Annotated in this window: 25 protein-coding genes; 6 read left to right on the top strand and 19 right to left on the bottom strand. The window is 54.8% G+C overall.

The window, feature by feature from the left end; genetic code table 11:
• Nucleotides 1–71: 71 nt before the first annotated feature.
• Nucleotides 72–773, bottom strand: a complete 702-nt coding sequence (locus tag KORLAC_RS02670) for an iron-containing redox enzyme family protein (protein WP_068302524.1) — start codon at nt 771–773, stop codon at nt 72–74.
• A gap of 215 nt (nt 774–988) precedes the next feature.
• Here KORLAC_RS02670 and KORLAC_RS02665 point away from each other — a divergent pair, with 215 nt between their 5' ends.
• The 3 genes from KORLAC_RS02665 (at nt 989) to KORLAC_RS02655 (ending at nt 3,585) form a co-directional block, all read left to right on the top strand.
• Nucleotides 989–1,807 (top strand): type 2 periplasmic-binding domain-containing protein, encoded by an 819-nt coding sequence (locus tag KORLAC_RS02665; protein ID WP_082714466.1) that lies wholly within the window; start codon nt 989–991, stop codon nt 1,805–1,807.
• Between the two features lie 62 nt (nt 1,808–1,869).
• Entirely contained in the window at nt 1,870–2,721 is an 852-nt protein-coding gene (locus KORLAC_RS02660) for a hypothetical protein (protein ID WP_068302519.1), read from the top strand.
• 60 nt (nt 2,722–2,781) lie between these two features.
• Nucleotides 2,782–3,585 (top strand): hypothetical protein, encoded by an 804-nt coding sequence (locus KORLAC_RS02655; RefSeq protein WP_139167510.1) that lies wholly within the window; start codon nt 2,782–2,784, stop codon nt 3,583–3,585.
• 20 nt (nt 3,586–3,605) lie between these two features.
• Here KORLAC_RS02655 and KORLAC_RS18860 read toward each other — a convergent pair whose 3' ends face one another.
• The 11 genes from KORLAC_RS18860 to KORLAC_RS02600 form a co-directional block, all read right to left on the bottom strand.
• Nucleotides 3,606–5,555 carry a DUF2207 domain-containing protein gene (locus tag KORLAC_RS18860; protein WP_068302510.1) on the bottom strand — a complete coding sequence of 650 codons (1,950 nt, stop codon included), beginning with the start codon at nt 5,553–5,555 and terminating at the stop codon, nt 3,606–3,608.
• A 35-nt stretch (nt 5,556–5,590) separates the two neighbouring features.
• Nucleotides 5,591–6,235, bottom strand: a complete 645-nt coding sequence (locus tag KORLAC_RS02645) for a hypothetical protein (RefSeq protein WP_241493361.1) — start codon at nt 6,233–6,235, stop codon at nt 5,591–5,593.
• A 273-nt stretch (nt 6,236–6,508) separates the two neighbouring features.
• Nucleotides 6,509–7,075 carry a LemA family protein gene (locus KORLAC_RS02640; protein WP_068302502.1) on the bottom strand — a complete coding sequence of 189 codons (567 nt, stop codon included), beginning with the start codon at nt 7,073–7,075 and terminating at the stop codon, nt 6,509–6,511.
• Between the two features lie 195 nt (nt 7,076–7,270).
• Entirely contained in the window at nt 7,271–7,837 is a 567-nt protein-coding gene (locus tag KORLAC_RS02635; protein WP_068302498.1) for a hypothetical protein, read from the bottom strand.
• A gap of 198 nt (nt 7,838–8,035) precedes the next feature.
• Nucleotides 8,036–9,838, bottom strand: coding sequence for a flotillin family protein (locus tag KORLAC_RS02630; RefSeq protein ID WP_082714465.1), 1,803 nt, complete (start codon nt 9,836–9,838; stop codon nt 8,036–8,038).
• Nucleotides 9,839–9,966: 128 nt separating this feature from the next.
• Entirely contained in the window at nt 9,967–10,635 is a 669-nt protein-coding gene (locus KORLAC_RS02625; RefSeq protein WP_068302495.1) for a YqiJ family protein, read from the bottom strand.
• Nucleotides 10,636–10,742: 107 nt separating this feature from the next.
• Nucleotides 10,743–11,414, bottom strand: coding sequence for a PspA/IM30 family protein (locus tag KORLAC_RS02620; protein WP_068302491.1), 672 nt, complete (start codon nt 11,412–11,414; stop codon nt 10,743–10,745).
• Nucleotides 11,415–11,418: 4 nt separating this feature from the next.
• Nucleotides 11,419–11,934 carry a hypothetical protein gene (locus tag KORLAC_RS02615; RefSeq protein WP_068302487.1) on the bottom strand — a complete coding sequence of 172 codons (516 nt, stop codon included), beginning with the start codon at nt 11,932–11,934 and terminating at the stop codon, nt 11,419–11,421.
• A gap of 273 nt (nt 11,935–12,207) precedes the next feature.
• Complete coding sequence (locus KORLAC_RS02610) at nt 12,208–13,083, bottom strand: hypothetical protein (protein WP_068302482.1); 876 nt, start codon at nt 13,081–13,083, stop codon at nt 12,208–12,210.
• A 29-nt stretch (nt 13,084–13,112) separates the two neighbouring features.
• The gene (locus tag KORLAC_RS02605) at nt 13,113–13,907 is read right to left on the bottom strand and encodes a hypothetical protein (RefSeq protein WP_068302475.1); all 795 of its coding nucleotides are present in this window, start codon (nt 13,905–13,907) and stop codon (nt 13,113–13,115) included.
• A gap of 77 nt (nt 13,908–13,984) precedes the next feature.
• Nucleotides 13,985–14,788 (bottom strand): hypothetical protein, encoded by an 804-nt coding sequence (locus tag KORLAC_RS02600; RefSeq protein ID WP_068302469.1) that lies wholly within the window; start codon nt 14,786–14,788, stop codon nt 13,985–13,987.
• A 181-nt stretch (nt 14,789–14,969) separates the two neighbouring features.
• On the opposite strand from KORLAC_RS02600, the gene KORLAC_RS02595 reads away from it, so the two are divergent.
• Nucleotides 14,970–15,749: an RDD family protein gene (locus KORLAC_RS02595; RefSeq protein ID WP_160328581.1), complete on the top strand. Its 780-nt coding sequence runs from the start codon at nt 14,970–14,972 to the stop codon at nt 15,747–15,749.
• Between the two features lie 202 nt (nt 15,750–15,951).
• On the opposite strand, the gene KORLAC_RS02590 is transcribed toward KORLAC_RS02595, so the two are convergent.
• Nucleotides 15,952–16,422, bottom strand: coding sequence for a PaaI family thioesterase (locus tag KORLAC_RS02590; protein ID WP_082714464.1), 471 nt, complete (start codon nt 16,420–16,422; stop codon nt 15,952–15,954).
• A gap of 91 nt (nt 16,423–16,513) precedes the next feature.
• Here KORLAC_RS02590 and KORLAC_RS02585 point away from each other — a divergent pair, with 91 nt between their 5' ends.
• Nucleotides 16,514–17,140: a TetR/AcrR family transcriptional regulator gene (locus KORLAC_RS02585; RefSeq protein ID WP_082714463.1), complete on the top strand. Its 627-nt coding sequence runs from the start codon at nt 16,514–16,516 to the stop codon at nt 17,138–17,140.
• An 18-nt stretch (nt 17,141–17,158) separates the two neighbouring features.
• Here the strand turns inward: KORLAC_RS02585 and KORLAC_RS02580 are convergent, their stop codons facing one another.
• The 5 genes from KORLAC_RS02580 to KORLAC_RS02560 form a co-directional block, all read right to left on the bottom strand.
• On the bottom strand, nt 17,159–17,362 hold the full coding sequence (locus KORLAC_RS02580; RefSeq protein WP_068302458.1) for a hypothetical protein: 204 nt from the start codon (nt 17,360–17,362) through the stop codon (nt 17,159–17,161).
• A 269-nt stretch (nt 17,363–17,631) separates the two neighbouring features.
• Complete coding sequence (locus KORLAC_RS02575; RefSeq protein WP_068302453.1) at nt 17,632–17,880, bottom strand: hypothetical protein; 249 nt, start codon at nt 17,878–17,880, stop codon at nt 17,632–17,634.
• Nucleotides 17,881–17,892: 12 nt separating this feature from the next.
• Nucleotides 17,893–18,369, bottom strand: a complete 477-nt coding sequence (locus KORLAC_RS02570; protein WP_068302450.1) for a DUF4279 domain-containing protein — start codon at nt 18,367–18,369, stop codon at nt 17,893–17,895.
• Nucleotide 18,370: 1 nt separating this feature from the next.
• Complete coding sequence (locus tag KORLAC_RS02565) at nt 18,371–18,859, bottom strand: hypothetical protein (RefSeq protein WP_068302445.1); 489 nt, start codon at nt 18,857–18,859, stop codon at nt 18,371–18,373.
• A 569-nt stretch (nt 18,860–19,428) separates the two neighbouring features.
• Nucleotides 19,429–20,565 carry a fumarylacetoacetate hydrolase family protein gene (locus KORLAC_RS02560; protein WP_068302438.1) on the bottom strand — a complete coding sequence of 379 codons (1,137 nt, stop codon included), beginning with the start codon at nt 20,563–20,565 and terminating at the stop codon, nt 19,429–19,431.
• Nucleotides 20,566–20,700: 135 nt separating this feature from the next.
• On the opposite strand from KORLAC_RS02560, the gene KORLAC_RS02555 reads away from it, so the two are divergent.
• Nucleotides 20,701–21,489: a type 2 periplasmic-binding domain-containing protein gene (locus KORLAC_RS02555; RefSeq protein WP_068302431.1), complete on the top strand. Its 789-nt coding sequence runs from the start codon at nt 20,701–20,703 to the stop codon at nt 21,487–21,489.
• On the opposite strand, the gene KORLAC_RS02550 is transcribed toward KORLAC_RS02555, so the two are convergent.
• Nucleotides 21,480–21,860: a helix-turn-helix domain-containing protein gene (locus KORLAC_RS02550; protein ID WP_068302424.1), complete on the bottom strand. Its 381-nt coding sequence runs from the start codon at nt 21,858–21,860 to the stop codon at nt 21,480–21,482. The two genes, KORLAC_RS02555 and KORLAC_RS02550, sit on opposite strands and share 10 nt — an antisense overlap.
• Nucleotides 21,861–22,215 lie beyond the last annotated feature (355 nt).

Below are 22,215 nucleotides of genomic sequence, written 5' to 3'. Positions count from 1 at the left end.
AGGAGGCCCAGAGGCCATCTGTCAATCGAGATTGCGCTGGCCCGTTCCCGGGTTGGGGTAAAGTGCCGGCTTCAGTCGCCTTCGCTGAAACCCGACTTGTCGGCGATCGCCTGGAACACCTGGCCATAAAGGCCATACATGCGCTTTGCCATATACACGATGGCATCCTGTTCCTTTGGGTCGTTTACTTGCGCCATCAGGCCTTCGAAGAAGCTGATTTCCGACAGGTCCGCAAACCCGTGAGATAACAGATAGCTGAAACACTTTCGTGGAAGCCCCAAGGTCTCCATCAAATGTTCGACTGCCCTTTCCGCCAACCCAGAGCCCGTACGTTCGATCACGAAAATCATGCCAAAAATGGCCATTGGACTGACCTGCCTGATATACTCATATGCGAAATCCACCAAGGCCTGGGTCTCATTGGCAGGAGTACCGTTTTTAACGGCATCGGCATCGCCACCAGCATGCTCAATATCGTGCAATATCCAGCGTTCCTGCCCGCGCTTCTCTAGGGCATATTCCGCGAGGCCAATCTGAAATGCCGTGTGTTTTTCGTCCAGTCGCTCATTGACCAGCGCCATCAATGGCACTGTGTGTTTCACATGATGGAAGGCTTCACTGAGATAACCAAGGTAGACGGCCTTTGACAATCCGCCCTTAAGCGCTGTTCGAATAATCGGTAACGCCATGAAAGCGGCCCGGTCAACTTCGGTTTCGGCGACCAACCGGTCATAAAAGGCGATGGCGCCACTTTGAGTATCATCGGACAGCATTCGTGTATCCTGGACAGATATAAATTGGTGCAAGTTATTGGTTTTGCACGTTTGTTTTGCACTTCTATAGATAGACCGTTGCGCAAGTGTTAACAATAAGATCCAAATTTCTCATTCCAGTTTTGGATTTATGGCCCAACAGCCACGCCTGTCGCCCTGACTTCCCAGGCGTCCTAAAATTATGTATGCTAATATGATCAATTGCTGGAAACCGTATGCACAAACACATCCGCCGGATCCGACGGGGACTTCACCTGGCAGCATGCAGCTTGGCTGCCATGCTCTGTATTGCAGGCATCCCTCAGGCCGAAGCGGAGCCGACCGAATTTCCACCTTCAAAGGTTTATGCAACAGCCTGGGGTCTGACCCTTTCCACCGACGGGGGCGGCTTTTACAATGACCTGGGTCGCTATATCCTGCTTGGCTTAAATATTGGCTATGACATTGAGCCCTACCGCCGGGCAATGCGCCGTTTTTATGAAGAGCAAAGCAGCTGCATATACCCCAAAAGCATCCTTGGCTTGATACGCACCAAGGATATCGACAATTCGGTGGGGTTCATCCAGAGCATCCCCATCCAGAAAACCTTTGTCGCAGTTTTTACACCGCCCGGCTCCCCTGCCGTCCGAGGCCCGCAGGAACTGGCCGGCAAACGTGTTGCCTATGCGATGGGGGCCAAGGTGCCAGAGTATCTGGGCGCAGACGGGGCCTTCTTTATCGCGGTCGCAAATGAGGTGGACAAAGCCCGTATGCTGCTGACTGGCAGAGTGGATGTCATGGTTGGCAATCTTCCTGACGCAGGCCTCGTTTATAGCCATTTGGGCAGTGCCCTACCGCCTTATGACCCAAGCTATCGCCCCTTTCCCGCAGCCAGTTCACGCGTTGTCTGTCACGACACCCCTGGCAACAGGGCATTTATGGACCAACTGAATAGACGTCTGCGAAGCTTGCACAGCTCCGGCGACCTGAAACGCTTCTACGAGGGGTATGGCCTGAATGCCAGCCTGTATCTTGAGCAGTTGGATCAGGACTGATCTCTCTTTCCCCTGCTAATCTTCGTCTGATATAGTGGCCCGGTGTCCAAACCGGAGTTCGCATGAAGAATACAGTTCTAGCGTGGGGCGTTGTTGTCCTGTTGGGTGGGCTGGTCGCCATGGTTTTCCTGCTGCCCGCGCCTGTAAGCGAGCATTCAGCAGACACAATGGCGCCAACTGCAAGCGAACCAACAACGCCTGTGAGCGAAGAGGGCGTCCATATCTATTCTACAGCATGGGGCATGACATTGGCGGAGGATGGCTCCGGCTTCTACAATGATCTGGCCGCATTGTTTCTTTCCGGGCTAGACACGCCATACAACTATGACATTCGTCCTTACAGGCGCGCCAAGGCATTGTTTCTGCGCGACAACAGCAGTTGCCTTTACCCAAGCAATATTGAGCTTCTTCAGGACGGCGGTGAGATTACCTACGCCGAGAGCTTTATTGACACTACCGGCTTGCTACAGGTGAAGGTTTATATTTTTTCGCCACGGGGCACCAGACCGCCGGCCAGCATAGCAGATGTAAGCCAAAAATTGGTCGCCTATGCCATGGGGTCACGCATTCCTTTCTTCCTGAAGGAGGCTAACGCGGATTTCATTGCAGTTGCCAATGAAAGCGACAAGGCCCGGATGCTGCTTACTGGAAGGGTCGACATGATGACGGCGGCCATGCCAGACGCACAATTCGTGTTCAATGCCCTGGGGCAGCCCCTGCCTGCATTTGATCCATCCTATGAACTGAACGACACGCAAGTACGCATCACCTGCCACAACACGCCAACGACACGGGCTTTCATCGATGCCTTCAATGAGCGCGCGACAACCGTGCTGGAAAGCGGTGAACTGCAAGCATTTTTCGTGAAGAACATATTGGACCCTAAGCTGTACACGCCCATTCGCTCGCCATAACCCGTTGCTACTCCCGTAGCCTTCCCGTATCATGAATAACGGGGTATAATGGGACTACATATGAACGCATTAAAGCTTATCGCATCTTGTATTTCCCTCATGGTGACGACGCATGTGTTCGCGCAGCCTACAGAGGATGCGCACAACGCCGGGAAAATTTATGCCACTGCCTGGGGTATGACCTTGGCTGAGGATGGGGCAGGCTTTTACAACGATCTAGCACGACTGGTCCTGGGCACCCTGGAGGGTGCCCCCCAGTACGACATCGTCCCCTACCGCCGTGCCAATCGAATTTTTGCACAAGATGAATCCAGCTGCCATTATCCCAGCACCCTGAATTACATGGCTGCGACTGGCATCGTTGCCGACACATCCGATCTGATTGAAAGCTACTTCATGATCCGCAGCGTGGCCCATATTTTTTCGCGCTATGACACGCCACCAGTAAGCAGAAAATCGGGCGTTTCAGAAAAAGTGATCGCCTACCCAATGGGGGCAGAAGTTCCCAAGCTGCTGGACGGGTTTGGTGCATCCTTCATTCCGGTTAACGACGAAAAGGGCAAGGCTGAGCTTCTAATTAGCGGCCGGGTAGAGTTGATGATCGCCTACATGCCCGACGTGCTCTTTGTGTTTCGCGAGCTTGGCAAACCGCTACCCCCCTATGATCCAACCTTCACCATAAACGACGATAATATCGCCATCGTCTGTCACCGGACGCCAGGGAATGAAGCGATGCTTGCTCGGGTGAACGCGCGGATCGCCACCTTACGGGAAAGCGGCGCGTTAGCCGCCTTCCTATCGGAAAATGGCATCGACCCGACCTATTATCTTGGTCCGTTGGAGCGCAAAACCCTGGGCCACTGATGCCTGAGCGGTGTCACAGCTTACCAGCCCCCACCGCCACCACCGCCGCCACCGCCACCACCGGAAAATCCTCCACCAGAGAAACCGGACGACCCGCTTGAAGACGGTGGGGTCGCTGCGGATGCGATCGAGCTGGTCATGGCGCCGGCTATTGCCCCGCCAAAGGCGCCAGCGGAGAAGCGCCCTCTACCGAACGAGCCCCTGCCTCTGCTGGAGCGATACCAACCAGGTTGATAATGCTCTTCGCCCCTTGCCTTCGCCGCGCGTGCCAGAACATCGTCAAACTGGTCGCCCCAGCGGTTCTCAACGCCGAGCGCGATGGCATAGGGCAACAGCTTTTCAAACAATTCAGGGGTCTTGTCCGGTGGGTTATGAAATTCCAGCCGATCCTTTTCCGCCACCGACATATAGAGCTTCAGGCCCTCCACCTCATCCAACAGGCGGCGCCCGTATGGAGTGCGAGCCTTCATCAAGATGCCAAAAACCAGAGCCATCACCAAGCCAACCAGAATGAAGAGAAACATTCCGGGGTAAAGTGCGACGGCTTCGGAAAACACCACATTCATACCAAAGGCAGCAAAGGCAGCAAGAACTGCCGCTGCCGTAACCGCTCCCTGGCCTTCTTCATGTTCGGCCTTCCGCAAAACAGACAGCCCCCAATAAGCAATCCCACCAACCACAAGAAGTCCAAGCAAGGAAAAGGGGAAATGGGCACCGCCCATGATCATCACGGCCATACCTGCAATCCAAAGCGCAGCACCTGTCCACACAGGCCCCATATTGCGCTTGATATATTTATTTTCACCGCGCCCAACAGCGTAGCCGAAGGCCTTCACGGCGCTTGCGAGCTTACTGTTATATTCGCCTTCCTCGATCAGGAATTCATCCCCTTCATGATAAAAAAGTCGGTTGGCAATGGCCTCCTCACCCGGTGGCAATTCGACATCAGAAGCGATCCGCGTCAGCGTGATCCCCTTACTTGTTTCCTTGATCTTCAAATACCCCTTGGTGGCCATCGAAATGATCGCTGCGCTAAACGCCGTATTGTCTGTTTTGAGTTCCATCATGAAGCGGCACAGAGCCGGTGACATTTCACCAAACGGGCCTTCAGGCGGTGCATACTGTGCGACAATGGCACCGCCCTTTGGGTCTTTACCAACCAACTTCCATGCGCCATACAGATAGGAAATCAGAATTACAAGCGCCAGCACGCCAACGCCAATCCAGCCGTTGTCCAACAGGAAGCGTTCAGCCTTATCTGCGCCCGATGGGCGGGCAACGAACCCCGCCGGCCATTCCACCAGAACTGTCAAACCCTCGCGCGGACGCAGGTCATGCGGCAGGTCAAACCGCACCACATTCGGCGCCAGCCGCTCGGGTTCAATCATGTCGTTTACCTGCCCCATCCGGCCCGCTGTTGCCTTGGTGCGGCCGATTTCGGCGCCTTCGGGAACCCTGATCGTGGCACCGCCCGAAAGGATGGGGAATTGCCAACCGTGACCAATAGCATTGAAATAGAGTTCATCAGTATCTGTCAGGTGGGTTATTTGCCAGGTGGTTTCATACCGAATGCTGTAAGTGTGCTGCCTGTGAGATAGCATATGCTCCGCACTGCCGATCCGCACACTCTTGCCGTTGTCTTTTGCTTCAACCCGGTAAGGTTCCGGTCTGCCGTTGCGGGTAACGGATATTACATCAAAGCCGACCTTGATATTGTTACCATGTTCATCGCCGTATTCGGTTGGAAAATCGCGGAAAATACCGCGCCGAATGGATCGCCCTTCGGCATTGACCGTAATGGTTTCCAAAATCTCAACCACCCCGTCAGCACGCACTGTTATGTCGCTTTCATAGCGCTCGATCTGCTCAACCGCCTGGACGGCAACTGACGCCACCGCGACACAAATGACGGCCACAAGGTGCCGCGCAGCACTGCCAAGAAATACCGGAACGTATTTCAGTATCGTCATGTCTTTCTCCCCACCGTTCCGACAAGACAAATGCCTCAATCGAAATCGTCATACTTCCATTTGAAGCCATATCGCCGCCAGAAAAAGCCGATCACCCCAGCTAAGGTCGGCATTTCCTGATCACGTCCATAACGGCTGGACCGATCAATATGGGGCGTATTCACTTCCGTGATTTCATCAAGGCTTGTGCCGTGAACCGCATTCGGCAAAAGATTTTCCAGACTTTCGATGAATGGGTCTGCCCAAGCATTTTCGAACCCGAACGCCACGGAATAAAGCGCTGCAGGGTCGAGGGTTTTGTGAATCCCATCGGCGACAAAATACGGATTGACCCGATCCGCCATCGCCTTTTCTACAAATAAGCGGTAGCCCGCTACGCCACTTTCCTGAACCGTCTCTTGGGACTGCTCCCTGCGCCACAACCAGCGCCCCAAGATGGCGCCCCCGAACATGACCACCGGAACATACCAGAAAGGCAACAGCCCCTCCCAAGCGGATACTGCAGGTGGCTGTTGGCCCATATAGGCAACTGCCATTACCGATTGCACCACCAGAAGGCCGGCGAGCATCATAAACAGAACGCCTTCTGACGCACCGCCGTTGGTGTGCCGCTTTTCCAGAAATCTCTTGTGCCGTTTTCGCAAATAACAAAGGCGCACATATGCCTTCTCGCCAATCACCAGGGCCCTGCGACCCGGGAACAAGGACCTTAGCAGGGACTGCTCGTCTGCATATTTTGGCTTGCTCCCCTTAATCCTGGACAAGACAAACTGACCGCCAGTCCGCGTCTCCAGCGAGACACAGTTTTGCGCAACAAGGCTCAATATCGCTGCCGCGAAGGTACGTGTGTCATACCAGCCCACAGATAGAAAACGCGCCGCCGCGGGTGACACGCCCTCAGGCGGGTCATATTCAGCCCGCACAACCTGCGGCTTATCTCCTGTCGTCGACACCTAGAATTCCACTTTCGGCGCCTGCTTCACGGCTTCGGCCTCGGCATCGTCGAGTTCAAAGAATTCAGCACGGGCAAAGCCAAACATGTTCGCCACGACGTTGGACGGAAATTCCTGCACCGCCACATTCAGTTCGCGCACGTTGCCATTATAGAAACGGCGCGCTTTCTGGATGTGGTCCTCAACCTCATGCAGCTTGTCCGACAGGTTGGCGAAATTCTTGTCGGCCTTCAGGTCCGGGTAGGCCTCGGATACTGCCAGAAGCTGCCGAAGCGCACCGGTTAGCATATTCTCCGCCTGCGCCTGATCGGCCGGGCTGCCAGTCGCAGACACGGCCGCCGACCGCGCCGCAATCACGCGCTCAAGCGTTTCCTTTTCGTGGCTGGCATAGCCCTTCACCGTCTGCACCAGGTTCGGGATCAGGTCGTACCGGCGTTTCATCTGCACATCGATATCCGACCAGGCCTCATTCTTGCGCACGCGCAAGCCCACGAGCTTGTTGTAAACGCTGACCACATACAGAAGCAGCAATGCTGCCACGCCCAGAATAATATAAACCGCTGTCATTTGTGTTCTCCTATGGTGGCCTCCCAAATGAAGGCTGCTTTTTACCTTATCTTAAGGCTAGAATTGCCCTTGGCTTTCAATCCCATCTTTACTTCACTCTTCGGTGCGCGCTGCTAACCGAGCATCGGCCTGCTTGGCGCCTTGCCATTCGGTAATCCCATCATCAGAAAGTCGGCCACAAAATCAAACAGTGTTTCAATCAAGGGTGAAATCCTCTCCGCACGGCTGGCCAAGGTGCGCCTCACACTCAGCCATGACATAATCGAGCGCGGAAAGAATTCCGGGACCGGCTCGCCAACTTAATCGGCTTGATTCCAGATGACCCGCCAGGATCTGCTTCACGGCTATCACCTGGTCACAAACGCCCGGCGTGTCAGCCAGACAGGCTTTCAGCCCATGGTAGGGAGAAAGCGTGAACTCACGCACGCCCTCTTCCCGCATCGTCTCAAACTGCAAACGGATGTTAGGATTTCTCCCCAGGAGATAGACGTTCCACCAAACATGTTCGCCCTTGGCCTGCTCAACCACCGCAGCAAACTGGTGGGGATAGCGATAGAAAGACACTCGCCAGGCCGCGCCGCCAACCAGGTCAACCTGGGTCTCTTCGTCCATCAACTGCAGGGTGGCATGTTCCAGCATCGGCCCCGCCTTCACCTCACAAACCCGGTTGATCGCAAGATCACAGATGCTGCTGTTGTCTTCTGCCCGAGTATCCGCCGAAACAAGCGCCACGAGGGTCGATATGGCCAGCAGTATCTTCACCGATCATCCTCCGATCTGCGCGGTATGGGAGCGCCCTTCCTCAGACGCTCCTCGTTTTTGGCGCCCTCGTCTTCCTCGAACCACCTACCGAAAAGCCAGGAAATAAGATGGACAATCAAGTGCAGCATCTAAGTTTCCTTTTCTGGGCTCTTAGCCAACCGGCGCGGCCCGAAGACCACGCCGGTTGGCTATCTGTTTTTATTCAGCCGCGCCGGTTGGCTTTGCTGCTGGCTTGACCTTCTTGGCTACAGCAGGCGTCGGAACCGCTGCATCTTCAGGGTTTGCCGCGCCATTGGCTTTGCCGTTTGGCTTGAAGCTGGAGGTCAGGCCATTCAGGTCACCGCCCGCGAGGCCCACCTCAGCCATCAGGCTGTCGATCAGCGGTGCCTGTGCCCGGTACTTGAGGGCTGAGGATACAACCTTGTCCGCCAGGTTTCCGTCACCACCTGTGCTCACGGCTTCGCCGTTCACGGTTGTGGCGCCCATGCCGTTCAGGCCGTCCAACTGAATGATCTTGATATCATCGATGGCTTCCATCGGCTTGGCGCTTTCGCGGATGATCTTCTCAAGATTGCCGATCAGCTCCAGCTTCACTTTCATCTCGATCTGCTCAGATGACAGCAGGTTGGCCGCTTCGTTGAGCGCCTTCATACCCGTTGCTTCAACCGCATAGGTGATCTCTGCAGCCGCAGCGCGCAGTTTCTCGGCCTCGGCTTCGGCTTCCGCTGTGATGCGGGCCTTGTCGGCATCACCGCGGGCTTTTTCACGCACAGCTTCAGCGCTGTCGGATGCGGCACGCTTCTCGGCCTCAGCCGCGATGGTGATCGCAAGGGCTTCACGCTCGGCTTCCTTGGCGGCTTCAATGAGCTCGATCTGTTTCTGACGGTCAGCCACTTCGGTTTCACGGGACGTGGTTACCTGCTCCTCCGCCTTCACTGCGATGGCGCGTGCGGCATCAGCCTCAGCCGCAGCTTCGGACTGTTCCTTGGACTTCTGGCTGATCGCGATATCGCGTTCCTGTTCGGCCAGTTCGACAGCCTTGCGGCGTTCAATGTCCTGGGTTTCCACCGCCCGGTTTTTGGCGATGTCTTTTTCCTGAACCACGCGTTCTTTCTCGATGCGTTCTTCTTCTACAGCACGATCGGCAACAATTTTCGCCTGGTCGGCGTCGCGCTGACGGTCGGCCTGTTCCTTGGCGATTTCCGCCATCTGTGCCGCCCGGCGCACTTCCACTTCGCGCTGCTGCTCAAGCCGCGCATATTCTTCTTCCTTGGCGATCAGGAGCGACTCTTTCTCCGCCTGCAGGTTCTTGTTCTTGATCTGAACCGCTGTGTCCTGCTCGATATCGTTGCGGATTTTCTTGCGCTGCTCGATCTCCTCGGTCAGGCGCGTCAGGCCTTCGGCATCGAACGCGTTATTGGGGTTGAAATATTCCATGCCAGTTTGGTCGAGGCCAGTCAGCGACACGGTTTCAAGCTCCAGGCCGTTCTTCAGCAGGTCTTCCGACACAGCCTGCTGCACTTTCTGCACGAACTCCACGCGTTTTTCATGCAGCTCTTCCATCGACATTTCTGCCGCCACGGAGCGGAGCGCATCGACGAACTTGCCTTCAACAAGGTCTTTCAGCTTTTCGGGCTGCATGGTTCGCGCGCCCAACGTTTGGGCAGCATTGGCGATGGCTTCGGTGGTTGGCTGGGCACGCACATAAAATTCCGCCACCACGTCCACGCGCATCCGGTCGCGAGTGATCAGCGCCTGCTCATTATCGCGGCGCACCGGGAGGCGCAGCGTGTTCATGTTCACTGGGATGACCTCATGCAGCACCGGGAACACGAGCGCGCCGCCGTTCATGATGACCTTTTGGCCACCGAAACCAGTCCGCACAAAAGAGATTTCCTTCGACGCCCGAGTGTAAAGCCGGGCCAGAATGAGCCCAATGGTGAGCATACCGACAACGGCAATACCCGCGTAAATTCCTATCGTAATCATTTGTTCTGGCATGAACTGCCTCCTTCAATAGACCCCCGTCTGCCTGATGCGGCTCGGAGGAGACGTTGCATTCATTTGATCGGTTGTTGGCTCTTTGGCCGCATGGGATTTGGGCACACGTCTGGCCCCTGATTTTGGCTTTAAGCGTCCAACATGTCAGTTTGAGTGTCTTTGATGGCGAAGAATGTGGAGCCTGTTTGGCGCACCAGCAGCACGCCTGTTCCCTGCTCGAAACTCTCGCCGTCGTTATCAGGCGCCACCATCACATAGTGACTTTGCCCGTGTTTATCTTTCAGTTTTGCCTGGGCTGGGCTGCCCATGCTGGCGGTGCCCAGCGTGATAGTCGCCGGGCGGCCGATAAAGGTCTCGCTTCCCACTGCTTCGGTTTCATCCTTGGGCATGATCTTGCCCAAAACGCCCGCAAACAGGCGCACGCCGGGCAGGCAAACAAAGAGTGCAATTGGGGCCGCGATCAGCGCCGGCAGCATGAAGCCCAGCGTACCTGTAAGGATTTGCTGCATGGCAAAACCGGTAATGGCGAAACTTGTCAGGAAGGCGATCAACACCACAATTACGGGTACTTCCCGAAGCCTTAGCCAGGTGAGAAATTCACCAAAGGCCCCGTGGTCTGCCACGTCACCGGCGTCGATATCCACATCCAGCTCTAGGTCCGGCAGCAGGTTGTCCAACAGACCGGAAAGCGCAAAGCCCAGAAGCATGCCGACACCTTCAATCGCTGCGATGAGAAGCATGATCGCAAGTGCCACGGAAAATGGCAGGTTGGCTGCAGCCAGCATAAATTCGATCATCCGCTTTAACCCCTATCAGATATATTCTTATTGTTGGGTGTCCCGCCAGGCTGGGCAGCAGCCCGGCGGAACGTTGATGCGACCCCCATCGTCGCACCAAAGCCTTATCAGGCGCCTTTGGCCTTCATGGCAGCAAGCCGTTTTTCAACCTCGGACTTGCGCGCAAGGTCTTTCAGTTCAGCCATCGCTGCGGCGTCCTTCGAGCTGGTGCCCAGCATATCTGCCGCGTGCCCCGATGCCCGGTCGAAGGCCGCCGAAGCGCGATCCACAGATTTATTGATCTCATGACTTGAAGACGGGTTGCCACTGGCGTCGATCACCGTGTTTTCCGGCATCTCGGCCTGACGTGCCTTAAAGGCTTTCAATTCTTCCTGCATTTCAGCGCGCTTGCCCTTAAGGGCATCAATATAGCCTTCAAGCTCCTTCTCGCGCTCTGCGGCATCGGCCACTGTTTGCTCAAGGACCGGCACTTGGGCCTCGAGATCCATCTGGCGGGTAATGGCCGCACTGGCAAGGTCGTCGCGACCTTCCGCAACGGCCACTTCAATCTGTGACGCAAGCTCTTCGTGCTTACTGCTGTTGTCAGCCAGCTTTTTTGAGGCCAGATGGCGCTCTGCTGTGGCTTTGCCAAGCTCGGCCCGCACTTCCGCGGCAGCCACTTCCACTTCGCGAATGGCCTGCTCCATCACCATCTCCGGCGACATGTTCTCAACGGCGTCAATGGCGGCATTCACACTGCCTGAGATCAGACGGCTTACACGTGATGCAATATTGGTCATATCCCTACTCCCCACTGTTCGGGTTGGCTTTAATGATATCGATAAGCTCCGTCAGGGGCTCAGCGATCGTTTTACGCATGATACAGGGATCAAGGGTTGGTGCTTCCTTCGTCACGCTCAGGCGCGCCAGTTGATCCAGAAGATCTTTCACTCGCCGGGCAGCCCCGGCTTCCAGGTCGGTCAGGCTCTCCAGAATGGGCGGGTCTCCGTCCACATCGGCGGCCTCCAGCTCTGCCAAGATTCGCGGCAAAGCGACAATCAGGGCCCTCAGAAGGGCAGAGCGGACACCTTCGTCCTGCTCCAGTCTGTCCAGCGCCTGTTTGAGGGGGGCGAGCGTGTCTTCAGTTTGCTCAACCACCCCTTCAAACGTGTCACCGCGCAAGGCTTTCAGGCGTGCTTCACTTACAAGCGCCCGCACCTTTTCGCTCATGGTGACGGCGTCTCCGGCCTTCAGGCCTGCGATAAATTCGGCGTCTTCCCTGGACAAGCGAACGCTTAACGGGACCGATTTTGCGACCATGAAGGCCTCCCCCAATCTACGCTTTCAGGCACTCGGCACCCACACCCTAAAAGCGAGCTTCAAAACTTACAGTTTATATGTATGCATTTGCATACAGAACTTCAAGTGGCTCAGAGACGATTTTTCCCGGGTCTGAGCTAAACGCCTGATATCCAGTAATATTTTCACGTATTAATGACACTAATAATACTTGGCGCAGGGTCATGGGCACTTGCAAGTCGCATGAACAGGCGCAGTGTTTACCGTATTGGGTCTGTCGGATTGAAGGAGAGATCACCGAAATATTTGGGTGATGCCACAGGCGTCCTGACGAACCGAGGGTACATGCAGAAACCAAACCAGCACAGCACAGGGCAACATCCCCAAGTCTATCAACAACCCAGCTGTGCTAAGCAAAACTGCCAGAACCTGCCAAAGCAGGAGAAATTGCAAGCTTTCAAGGTCGGTCGCTTCCAAAGCCGCATCCGACACCTCGATCGCCCAGGAACTGCCCCAATCCAAAAACAGGACAGAATAGCCAACAATTGCGGAAATACAGACCAGGAACCGCCAGATCTTACGCACCGAGAAATCGGACCACAACACGAGAGGATAGCCATAATGTTCGCTGGACTTCCTCACCATGAATATCAGCGCTGCACCGACAAGGGCGGTTTCCAGAATTTCCAACGGTAAAGCCACCATTGCGTGCTCTCTGTATGAAATGTCTGCCGGAAAATCCAAATAGATCAGGGCCAAAACAACAGATAAGGCCAAAACCCCTATCCAGCCGCGGAAGCTCAGCAAAAAGCTTTTCCATAGGCTTATCTCAAAGCCAAGTTTGGCAGCAAAAATATAGGCCAGCAGCATTCCCATCACGGCCGTGGTAATGAAGTAGTCAATAAACAAAAACATGAAGCTGCCAAGGGCCGAGCCCGCCATGCCCTGATCGAAGAAACTCTCTAAGCCTGCTGCACTGGCCACAAGAAACAGGAGCCCCCCAAACAGGCATAAAGCAAGGAAGCAGGCAATCAAGCGCCTGAAATTGGAAAACATACTTTTAACAGCTTCCCGCATCAGCGCCCCTGTCCCGGGCAGGTTGCCATTTCCGGTAATCGAGGCGGCGTTTGCTAAACTATGTCCCGCTTCTTTCATCGGTTTGCTGTCCATGTATTCTCCCAGTGCCTGCCAGATATGATCTACGAAAAAATGTTGCGGATACCGCCAGGGTTAGCCTGTACGGACGGCAGCAGCTTGTACCAGGCGACAAAGACACCCGCAGCGAACGCAGTGGCGATGCCAAACGCACCAATGTGCGAGAGATAAATGATCCATTCAGTGGTCACATCAGAAGAAGAATAGTCACCGTCGATTACCGGCATACGCAGCCCCCGCAGATACTCCAGCGTCAGCCCCACCGCACTGGTCATCAAGCTGTAAACCAGCATCAGCTTGACGGTAATAGGGCCAGGCGCCTCACGCCATTTGACGCCTTCTTCGCTCCCCTGCCGGCGTGCATTCATCGCTATCGCCCGAACCAAAATCGTCGCAATGACGCAGCCATCAAGGAAACTCCATGGGACAGAAACAACAAAGTCCCACAACGTCAGACCGTCTTCGGCCACAAGCGTCTGTGGCACAGCCATAATTGCGGCAGCAATGGCAATTTCCAGGAAGGCTGTGCGAACAAGCTGTGGCTTCTTTCCCGGTTCGCCCAGGAGCAGATGGTTGGCTGCCAAAAGATAACCCACGAACTTCACAATCGTCCCATATGCCAGGGTGATGGCTATCCAGTTATAGAGGTAGCCCGATGCCGACCATCCATTCTCGAAGGGCAACCCAGTAATGGCCATGATGAATACAGCAACAAAAGAATTGATCAGAAAGATCAGAATTGTCCACAGGATGACACGCCCCCAGATGGTGGAAATCTGACGAACGCTGTTACCAAGTATTGCGCCCAGACTTTGCGGCCCCTGCGAGATGTCTTCCATCCCAACCCCCAATTACATGTAATTTCGACACGATCAATGCCGCACATTGGACGTTTGCAGGGATGGCTGTCAATCGATCACCCAAAAATATTCCTTATCCCCGACAGATGATCCCTCGCGCCTGGTTGATTGCTGTACCAAGCCGCCACCAAGCCGGGAGTCGCCACAATGTTCAGATACAGCGCCATAATGGCAACTGCGAACGCCGCCATACTCATGAAGGCAGACAGATCATCGCTACCGGTCAGCACCTGCCACTTGATTGTCCCCAAAGCAGTATAGAGCAACTCAGCCGCGATCAGGAAAACACCAAGCAATACTATCAAAGCCAGCGAAAGACGAATTGGAATGGATCGCCAATCCGGCGTCGGAAATTCTCCACCATTTATCGCTCCTCGCCGAAGGACCAAGTAGAGGGCGCAGACTGAGAGCAACACATCCAGCATACTTTGCGGCACCATCGCAAGAATATAGGTCATTGTCAGATCCCCGTCTGGCATCCAGGTGGATACGATTGCGCTGGGGACAGCCATCAAAACAAAAACAGACATGCCTGACTTGAGCAAATGCCTAGGCAAAGCGGTCCCAATCGCTGAGTGGTGGGCCAGCATTTTTCCGATCAGCATGGTGTAGGCTATATAGCTGATTACCCAACCCAACCAATTGAACAGGAAGGTGTCAAAGCGCCACGCCGGTTCCGGCTGGACGTCAAAGATCGGAATACCAAACAGCTGCAGAATGCCACCAAAGGCGAGAAGCGAGCAAACCATCGCAAGGCAAACAATCACTGCCCGAGCCCAGATACGGGAAATGTGCCCGACTGCATCGCGTAGAACCAGGAGCACCCCTAAATGAGCTACTTGATTTTTCACCTTTGACATCCGCCTTCCTTACATACGGCCTACCGGCACAATACTATTGCCACCCTCCCTATGCGACCGGCAATTTGGATGTATCATTTGCTACCAATGGTGTTAACAAAACACTCAATATACTGTAGAGAGAATAAAACAGCCGATACGCACATTCCATCGGCTGATGATTGAGCTTGTGGGGGTCAACGTGAAGAAAACTGTTCTGAGGGAAGCGCCTTGGTTCGGCCAAGTCTGCGCCTTTGCCATTGACGCACTGATCGGCTTTGCTGGAGTATTTGGCATATTCAAGCTGGTCTTCGACCGCAAACCAGACGTATTGACCGGTTTTGATTTTACCATGATCGTTGCCCTGAATGCTCTCTTGTTTGCGCTACCAGCCTTGGTGATGCAGGGAACCACTATTGGCGCGCGCATACTGGGCTACCACGTCATGAAAGGCGGCACCGCGCCCGTCAGCTGGGCATCGCTCGCACGGGGCCTCTATTTCTTTCCGTTTGGCCTGATCGTGATCAGTTTTCACCTACCACTGAAGCTTTTCCTGCAGGATCACGCACCGTTTGATCCTATTTTCGGCCTCAGGTTAAAAATGAAGAAAACAGTGGACCATCCGATTAAGGCACCGTCAACGCCTCAACAAGTTGGTGACAAATCTCAAGTGCAGGAGATGATCTTCGGCACACGCCAAACTGATATCATGGGCTCCCGTCAAGACCTAGAGCGGGCACTGGGTATCCGGCTGGCAGAAAAAGAAAGTGGCTTCTGGGGGACCTATTTTGCCTGCAATGCCTATGGCAGCAGTCAGATGATGCTGCTTCCGAACGATGTCGGCCTACCGGACGGCATGGACCCCAGCTTGATAAAGAAGGCTGATGATTTCCGAGCGATATTCCATGTGAATGCAAAGGGATCAAAGGCCGGGCTGATTGGTGACCTGATGGCCGCCACCGACTTTCAACGTATCGCCTAGCTTAGCTCTCGCCAAGATAGACGGCGGCTGAAAAAATCAGCGCCGTCAACAGTGCCCAAATGATGGTTGACACTGGTATTTTTTCGCGCCGGGTACCCGTTCCTTCAGACATGTGGTCTCCCCTAAACCGGATGCATCTGATTGATCAGCATAAGCCCGAAGCTAATTCTTGGAAACCCAAAAAAACAATTAATGGTTTATTTCATACCGGTAAAATAGTAGCGCTGCCGATAGCGATCAGCTTGCGCTCACCGTCCCGCAAGGCGTAAACCCGGCTTTCAACAGCCACCAGACGCTTGTTGGCTTTCACAACTTCGCCGCGCGCGAAGAATTCCTCGCCGATCCCTGGCGCCAACAACTTTACACTATAATCCGCAGTGACCACGTCGCCCACCACGCTGGCAGCGGCCCAGGCCGACACATTATCAGACAGAAATCCAATAATACCCCCATGGACGAAGCCGTGATGCTGGGTCAGTTCCTGCCGGAACGGCATCTTCAGTTCCGCCACACCGTTTTCACAGGTAATCACCTCGCAGCCGGTCCATTCGGTGAACGGCGAGGCTTTCACCACTTCCCGGATCAAGGTCGTGGTAGCCACCCGCACGCCTGCAACTGGACTTTGGTGGCCCCCGTTTGCTTTTTCTGTCACGTCATTCACTTGATTTGTCATTTTCCGTCCTTGAAAGTTATTGATTATATAGACTGATCTGTATAACTTTAACAAAAGTCAAGCCCCAGAGTCAAAAACAGAGAAATTCGGGATGTCAGAGACAACTGAAACTGCCGCGAAAGCCGCAGATGACAAGCGAAAAAAGGTGCCGCAGAATCGGTCAAAACATGAAGCGGCGCTTATCCACGCGGCTGCCGTACTTTTTCGCAAACAAGGCTATGCAGCCACCGGCACCGCAGAAATCCTGAAGCGGTCCGGCGCACCACGTGGATCACTTTATTATTATTTCCCGGAAGGCAAGGAAGCCATTGGTGCGGCCGCCCTTGAAGCAGCCAGCAAGGTTGCCACCCGCACGTTCAGAGAACTTGCGGGTTCCGCAGAAAGCCCGGCAGGATTTGTACAAGCATATGCGTCGCTGCTGGCGGGTTGGATGGAAAAATCGGACTACACGGACGGCTGTCCAGTTGCCACAACGGTTCTCGAAACCGTACCTCACTCCGACCTCATAACCCCAGTAGCCAAAGCGTCCTTCAATCATTGGCAACGCGCAGTAAGCGACATGCTGCTGAGCCATGACTGGCCCCGCGCCAGGGTCCGCGCCACCGCGACGCTGATTCTCTCAGCCTTTGAAGGCGCCCTGATCACAGCTCGTGTCGAGAAATCCAGCCGGCCAATTCTGGACACAGCCGATGAACTGTCTGTTCTCTTGAAAAGATAGCTGTGGCCAACCGCACGATCAGTCGGTCAACTGGTCGTCTTTCTCTGCGGGCTTCGCCCATACCCAGCGCGCAAAGCTGAGGACGACAAAGAAGAAAACGATGCCAACGGGCGCCGCATCAACCATCAGGAAAATGGTGCAAGCGGCAAACAGCGCCATCAAGACCAGTTTTGCAAAGGTCTCTGCCGCTGTGTCCGCAATGTCAAAAAACTTGTCGCGCATTCCCCACTCCCTGCTTGATATAATAGCCCGTTCGACGGCCAGACAAAGTTTTGGTGAAGCGGAATCTCCGCGCCGTTGACGACTCTGGTGCCAACTGCTGCATATCCGCCACAGGGTTCTACCGCTAACCAAAAAAAAAGCCCCTTCGCTTGTGGCGAGGGGGCTGAGGATTGGCGCCGAATTCAGGGGAGGATGCCGGCGCCAGGGGATTCCAAATGGCCAAAGGGGAGGCCGGGGGAGGAATCAGGGGCTAAAGAAACTCAACTGACCTAGTGTCGGTCGAGCTGGCTTGCGCTTTGGCGCCAACCGGCCACAACCACTACTTCGCCGAGGCTGTCGAACGCGTCAGCGTCCAACTCCAGGAGCGTCGAAGCACCGCCGCCCCGGATGCTTGGAAACTCAGCGGTATAAACCCGCTGGTGCGTCAACCCAGACCCGATGATTGCGCCCTTCGCGCCCTTCTTCAGGTCGAACTGCTCTACGTCGCGGGGCAGCATTACGTCGTGAAATTTTTCCATCGTCTGTCTCCGTCAATTATCATTGTCCTGGGCATGTGTAAGGTCGTGCAAATCGACCTCCAACGTCACACCCAGCGCCGCCATGCGGCTCATTTGTTCAGGGCTCAGCGTCAAAAGCGGCACCCGACTATAGGCGTAGGCTGCAACAAACACGTGTGCGCCTTCTGCCCATTTCTGCACTTCTTCTTCCTTGCCCTCTAACCGGTCCAGCAGTGCATTGATCTGGTCCGACAGCGTCGTGTTGGCAGCGGGTAGGCCACTGTCGAGCCGCCAGATATTGTGGCTGTTGAGCGCCTGATGCGTTAGCACGCTGTGATGCTCGCCCTCCGGCGCTTCAGGCTCGCCCTTGCGCGTGACCAAGCTCGGGAAGACGCCAAGGGATTTGGTCACCGCGTCGGGTGAACTTTCCTGGGTATCAATCTCCAGGCTCACGCTGATCTCGAACTCAGGGTGATCTGCCGTCATGTCATACGCTGGGCTACTCATCATGTTACGCTGCCTTGTAAAAACGTCGTTTCGGGGAATAGGAGAGCACATCGCGCTCGCCATGCTTAAAGAGCATGAACAGGTCGTCCCCTGCGTCATAGCCGTAGAAGTCCGGGTCTACATGCAGACGGAAACCACCGGTGAAGGTGAACACAAAACAGTCGTCCACTTCGTCATGCTCAATACTGGTCAGGCTTTCGCCTTCAAGTTTCGACAGGATATGACCGGCCCGGGCAGTGTCGCTTTCGCGCCGCCACAGGATCCGCGCCTCGTCCAGATATAGGTCCCAGTCACAGCTGTAGATCCACAAATGCCACTGCCACTGGGCGTCGCCCGTCACCGCATCCGCTTCGCACGGTTCGCCCATATCGAGCGTGATAAAGCCGCCAAAGCCCCGCCGCGCGCGGGCAATCTTCAGCGGCTGTCCCTCTCGGAACTCGTTGAACCGCTCTTCGCCCGTCTCACCGGGCCGTATGTTAACAATTGCTGTCATGTCTCTGTCTCACCATTTTGCCCATGCATATCCTGGGCCATATTTGTTTCATTTTATGGTCCCCGAGGTTTGGTAAGGGCCGCTTACCGCACCCCGGGGGTTCATTCTGTCCTCGCAAGTATCTCACTCAAAACGTGCCGCACTCGGGTCTTCTGTTTCTCAAATGTCTCGCACCGTCCGTCGCTTGCGCTTTGAGGTGCCTATCCTTGCTCCTGTTCGGTCCAACGAAAAACCCCTCCGGAGCGATGCTTCGGAGGGGTTCGGAACCTTTTAACTTTTTGGCCTGTCGGCTTAAAGCTCTCTACCCTCCTGGACGCATGCGAGACGGACGCAAATAAATTGCGCGCCTTTCACTGCATACATTTTCGTCCAAGTGGTGTTCATGTTCCTAAAATCCTAAATACTCGAGGCCCCTCCTATTGAGGCCGTCCGATATTTGCATCACTAACCGAAGCGCCGCGCAATTGTCAACAAGGAAAATCCAGAAAACCGTAATTATATTTCAAGATGCGGAAATAAAAGGATAATTTGGCACCCAAAAGGCCCGATTTCACGGTGCCGACAGAGCGCTATTCCACCGGCTTTTCCACCGGATTCAGGAGCTCCCCCATACGGTCCACCCGAATATGAACCGTGTCACCGGCCTTCAGATACCGGTCCAATTTCCGTTCTTCTCGAGTGTAACGCCCCATAACCCATTGCTGCATGGGCTGATCCCAGCCGCCCAACAGATAGTCAAGAAAGCCTCGTACTTTGTGCATTGTGCGAACCCCGTCAAATACGGTTCCCGACGGCGTGCCCGACATGATCATTGCCCGTGCGGGTACCCTGCCCTTACTGATAGGCAAGCTGGCCCAGGTTTCATGGAAAGCCCACCGATGATCCTTCCTGGCCTCCGTCTGCAGCAGGATCTCCCTCAGGTTCCAAACCATCCGGGATACAGATGCCAACTGACGAGCCTCTCCGTTTACAGACAAGTGGAGCACCAACGTCCGGGTAAAAGCATCCATATCTGCAGGGATAACAAACAGATTGCCTACTGGCAGATATCCTGGCGCACTCTTTCCCTCGGTAAAGCCTTTGCCGGATCCAATATCAAAAGCGTCGATGCGCTTCAAAAGCAGTGCTCTGTCAGTCACGTCATTGCACAAGATCAAGCCCATCACCGAGGAGGGCCGGACAGGGGGAAAATCCCGCATCGGCACGAAACACAATTCAACCTCATAATCCAGGAGCCCTTCGCCTATGGGAATGGGCGCATTCCAGGGCGTCGGCTGAACCTGTTTCGGAAACAGGAACGGTCCCTCTTCAACTTCGGCCTCATCGGCATGCTCCGAGAAATTCGCCCCTGCAGCGATATGGTTGCCACCAAGCCCCACCGGCATACCCAGACTGAAAATCGGCACCGTCACGGCGGCGCTCTCTGGTATCACTTTCAGCGCCTCCAGAATAGCAGGCCTTCCCAGCTCTTGATAGAGAATGATCGGATCATACACCGGGCGCCCAAGTGCATGAGACATATCAATTCCAGTGATTGTTTCGCCTTCGTAACGAATAACCAGCAAGAGCTTTGAAGGCATCCCGTCCTCATAGGACCTGGCGAAAGTCAGGGCATCACTGGGCGGTGCTATTTCCAAAGGGTCTGCCCAAGCAGCAGCGAATGTTCCAAACACTCCTGCCACCAATAGTGTGAAAAGCCATCGCATGCTCGTTCCTCCCCTTTTCCAACACCCTACAGGTAAAATCCACCATCAGGCAAACGTCCTTCGTTTGCCAACTGGCCTGCAGGCACGCTACTATGGCGGTCGCGCAGGGGAGCGCAGAAGGGGAACTGACAGCATATGGCGTTCAAACCAGTACGCCGCGCCTTAGGCGCTGCATTTTTTGGCATGTTTGTTTCAACCACGCCCCAGGCATGCGTTGCGACCGACTCTACCCATATCCTTGGGACAGATTGGGGCCTGACGCTCAAATCAGATGGCAGTGGTTTTTACAACGAATTGGCTAGAATGGTCCTGCCATCAGCTCTTGGCGAAATCGATTATGAAATTTTACCATACAAGCGGGCCAAACGCGCATTCCTGGAAAGCAAAACCAGTTGCCTATACCCGAACAGCCTGGACTATCTTGTCACCACCGGCGCCATCGACAACCCTGAAAGCTATATCGGCAGTCGAAGCGTAGTGGCTGCACAGTCGCGCATCTTCAGTCCCCACGGCACCCGCCCTCCGGCCAATGTGGGTGACCTGCAAGGGCTGAGGGTCGCCTATGCCCTGGGTTCAGACGTAGCCAATCTGCTGCAAGGGTCCGGCGCCTATTTTGTGGCAGTCTCAGATGAGGTCGGAAAAGCCAGAATGCTATTGGAAGGTCGCACGGACCTGCTGGTCGCCGTGCTGCCGGATGCGAAGTTCGTCTTCGACAGCCTTGGCAAGGAACTCCCACCTTATGACGTGGACTATTCCCTTGATTCAACAGAAATTGGACTCGTCTGCCATAAGACTGAGAAAAACAGGGCATTCATCCAGGCATTCGACCAACATCTCAAAGCGTTGATAGATAGTGGAAAGCTGCGTACGTTTCTGATTTCAAAAGGCCTCGACCCCAAAGACCATATGCCACATCAGGAATAGATGATCGTGACGTCCCGACCCGCGCGCCTGAGGGCCCGGTAAAGCCGACCAATCAGCGCCGAGTGGCAACGGTATGCCAGCATGCTTGGGATGGGACTCATGTCCGGGCCGGTCTTCTTGAAATCAAGCGGGCTCTTGAAGCGCTTGAGGGTCACGGCATCTCTCGCGAGCGCACGCTTGAGAGCCTCGGCGAGCCGACGTTCGACCTCGCGCTCGATATCCATCAACAGGCCGCCTTCTGCCTCGGGGACATCTTCAAGGCCCTGCTCCCATGCCTTGATCTGCGCTTCCTTGGCCATGGTCAACATTGACACGTCGCGCTCGGATAGACCAAGCCCTTCCCGCAAAGCTTTGAATTCAGCAGGGGTCATCTTTCCTCATCTTCCCTCAGAGACGCCAAGAAGCGTTTAGATTCCTCATACCGTTCCTGATGCAGTTCGGCTGCGAAATATGCGGGAGACCTAACACTACACGTGAAGCCGCCATACTGCTCATGCAGAACGTAAATGTAACCGACAAGCAGTGTTATAGTCAGTCCCCGCACCAGCAACATAGGCCAACGGCCTGTCATTGTTTGACGCAGTCTTGAGAATATGACCGACAGTATCCATGCAAGCAAGAGAGCAAAAACCAGCATGAAGGCAGGATGTAGAGGAACTGAGAAGTCATGGGATCCACACCAAAATGTCAGAAAATCCCTTGGGCCAAACCCAACCACCGCAAACA

It is taken from the genome of Kordiimonas lacus, assembly GCF_001550055.1.
GTDB classification, from domain to species: Bacteria; Pseudomonadota; Alphaproteobacteria; order Sphingomonadales; family Kordiimonadaceae; genus Kordiimonas; species Kordiimonas lacus.
This window is presented reverse-complemented; position numbering and strand designations above follow the sequence as displayed.

Bases quoted from the DNA above. Each gene is read 5' to 3' on its own strand.
- KORLAC_RS02670 (WP_068302524.1), bottom strand. From the start codon at position 773: ATGCTGTCCGATGATACTCAAAGTGGCGCCATCGCCTTTTATGACCGG.
- KORLAC_RS02665 (WP_082714466.1), top strand. From the start codon at position 989: ATGCACAAACACATCCGCCGGATCCGACGGGGACTTCACCTGGCAGCA.
- KORLAC_RS02660 (WP_068302519.1), top strand. From the start codon at position 1,870: ATGAAGAATACAGTTCTAGCGTGGGGCGTTGTTGTCCTGTTGGGTGGG.
- KORLAC_RS02655 (WP_139167510.1), top strand. From the start codon at position 2,782: ATGAACGCATTAAAGCTTATCGCATCTTGTATTTCCCTCATGGTGACG.
- KORLAC_RS18860 (WP_068302510.1), bottom strand. From the start codon at position 5,555: ATGACGATACTGAAATACGTTCCGGTATTTCTTGGCAGTGCTGCGCGG.
- KORLAC_RS02640 (WP_068302502.1), bottom strand. From the start codon at position 7,075: ATGACAGCGGTTTATATTATTCTGGGCGTGGCAGCATTGCTGCTTCTG.
- KORLAC_RS02630 (WP_082714465.1), bottom strand. From the start codon at position 9,838: ATGCCAGAACAAATGATTACGATAGGAATTTACGCGGGTATTGCCGTT.
- KORLAC_RS02625 (WP_068302495.1), bottom strand. From the start codon at position 10,635: ATGATCGAATTTATGCTGGCTGCAGCCAACCTGCCATTTTCCGTGGCA.
- KORLAC_RS02620 (WP_068302491.1), bottom strand. From the start codon at position 11,414: ATGACCAATATTGCATCACGTGTAAGCCGTCTGATCTCAGGCAGTGTG.
- KORLAC_RS02615 (WP_068302487.1), bottom strand. From the start codon at position 11,934: ATGGTCGCAAAATCGGTCCCGTTAAGCGTTCGCTTGTCCAGGGAAGAC.
- KORLAC_RS02610 (WP_068302482.1), bottom strand. From the start codon at position 13,083: ATGGACAGCAAACCGATGAAAGAAGCGGGACATAGTTTAGCAAACGCC.
- KORLAC_RS02605 (WP_068302475.1), bottom strand. From the start codon at position 13,907: ATGGAAGACATCTCGCAGGGGCCGCAAAGTCTGGGCGCAATACTTGGT.
- KORLAC_RS02600 (WP_068302469.1), bottom strand. From the start codon at position 14,788: ATGTCAAAGGTGAAAAATCAAGTAGCTCATTTAGGGGTGCTCCTGGTT.
- KORLAC_RS02590 (WP_082714464.1), bottom strand. From the start codon at position 16,422: ATGACAAATCAAGTGAATGACGTGACAGAAAAAGCAAACGGGGGCCAC.
- KORLAC_RS02585 (WP_082714463.1), top strand. From the start codon at position 16,514: ATGTCAGAGACAACTGAAACTGCCGCGAAAGCCGCAGATGACAAGCGA.
- KORLAC_RS02580 (WP_068302458.1), bottom strand. From the start codon at position 17,362: ATGCGCGACAAGTTTTTTGACATTGCGGACACAGCGGCAGAGACCTTT.
- KORLAC_RS02575 (WP_068302453.1), bottom strand. From the start codon at position 17,880: ATGGAAAAATTTCACGACGTAATGCTGCCCCGCGACGTAGAGCAGTTC.
- KORLAC_RS02570 (WP_068302450.1), bottom strand. From the start codon at position 18,369: ATGATGAGTAGCCCAGCGTATGACATGACGGCAGATCACCCTGAGTTC.
- KORLAC_RS02565 (WP_068302445.1), bottom strand. From the start codon at position 18,859: ATGACAGCAATTGTTAACATACGGCCCGGTGAGACGGGCGAAGAGCGG.
- KORLAC_RS02560 (WP_068302438.1), bottom strand. From the start codon at position 20,565: ATGCGATGGCTTTTCACACTATTGGTGGCAGGAGTGTTTGGAACATTC.
- KORLAC_RS02555 (WP_068302431.1), top strand. From the start codon at position 20,701: ATGGCGTTCAAACCAGTACGCCGCGCCTTAGGCGCTGCATTTTTTGGC.
- KORLAC_RS02550 (WP_068302424.1), bottom strand. From the start codon at position 21,860: ATGACCCCTGCTGAATTCAAAGCTTTGCGGGAAGGGCTTGGTCTATCC.